We start from the raw sequence: 1,440 nt of genomic DNA, 5'->3' as shown, positions 1-1,440 counted from the left end.
GCGCGGGTTCCGGTGGCTACGGCTACCCGGGACAGCCGGGCCCGCCGCCCGGCAGCCCCTCGTACGGCGGCGACCCGACCCAGCAGGCGGAACTGTGCCCGCAGTGCAATACGCCGCGGGAGGCGCAGGCCCCGTTCTGCGAGGAGTGCCGCTACAACTTCCTGACCCACCAGCCGACGTCGTACGTGCCCCCCGCGCAGCCCGCCGGCTTCTCCCAGGGAATCCGGCCGCCGGCCCGCGAGGAGTACCGGCCGTCGCGTCCTTCCCAGGTCAACCGCCCCGCGGAACCGCTGTCGATGGACCCCGGGGGTCCGCCGCCGCCCGGCCCTGCGGGCGGCCCGCCGCCTCCGCCGCCCGCTCCGGCGCCGGCGCCTCCGGGCCCCGGTGCGCCCGACGGCCCGCCTCCGCCGCCTCCGGGCGCGGGTGGCTACGGCTACCCGGGACAGCCCGGTCCGCCGCCGCCCCCCGGTGCCGGTGACCCGCGCGCCAACGGCAGCAGCGGCGACTTCTTCATCTCACCGCCGAGCACGTCCGAGCCGGGCCCGCAGGGTGCGGAGCCCCAGCCCGCGTCCGGCGCCGGCTGGGTGGCGGTGGTGACCCCGGACCGCGAGTACTTCACCGCGATGATGTCCCGCAGCGGCCCCGAGGCCGCGGGCCTCAACCTGCCCGCGTACTCCCCGGAGCAGAAGGTCACCCTGACCGGCCCGCAGATCACCATCGGCCGCCGCCGCCAGTCCACGGGCGAGTCCCCGGACATCGACCTGGCCCGCCCCCCGGAGGACCCGGGCGTCTCGCATCAGCACGCGGTCCTGGTGGAACAGCCGGACGGCAGTTGGGCGGTGGTGGACCAGAACTCGACGAACGGCACGACGGTGAATGGCGCGGCGGACCCGATCCAGCCGTTCGTGCCGGTGCCGCTGCAGGAGGGCGACCGCGTGCACGTGGGGGCGTGGACGACCATCCGCCTCCAGCGCGGCTGACACCCACCAGCCCACCCGTTGCTCCGCGGGGTGGGGATGCTGCCCCCTAGGTAAGTCGCGCCTGGCGGCGCTCGCCCTCAAGCGCCGGGCGGGCTTGATTGTGCGTGGCGCAGCGCTGCGCTGTGCTGCTGGCCGCGTGCTGGTTGGCGGGGGGTCGGGTGCGGTGGCCTGCGCGGGCAGGCCAGCCGATCGCGTAGGCCAGGCGCGGACAGGCTGGGTGCGGATGACGCGGCCTAGGTGCGGACGCGCCGATCGCGTAGGCCGGGCGCGGACGATCACATGGCCAGGGTGCGGACGGACCGATCCCGTAGGCCCGGGTGCGGACAGACTGATCGCGAGGGCCGGGTGCGGGGTGGGGGCACGTCCTCACGTGGCCCCGACACTCACGGCTGGCACGTCCTGCTCATCCCCGCGCTGCGGGCGCACCCCCACCCCGCACCCTCGTAGCGCACCCGGCCGC

At 76.4% G+C, this 1,440-nt stretch carries 1 protein-coding gene; it reads left to right on the top strand.

Annotated features, from left to right (window positions below):
• Positions 1-980: FHA domain-containing protein (locus G5C51_RS41960; protein ID WP_165246181.1), on the top strand; the 980-nt coding region annotated here is incomplete at its 5' end.
• Between the last annotated feature and the right edge of the window lie 460 nt (positions 981-1,440).

This window comes from Streptomyces coryli (assembly GCF_011044975.1).
In the GTDB taxonomy this organism is placed as follows: Bacteria; Actinomycetota; Actinomycetes; order Streptomycetales; family Streptomycetaceae; genus Streptomyces; species Streptomyces coryli.
Note: the sequence above shows the minus strand (reverse complement) of the source record. Positions and strands in the feature narration are given on the sequence as shown.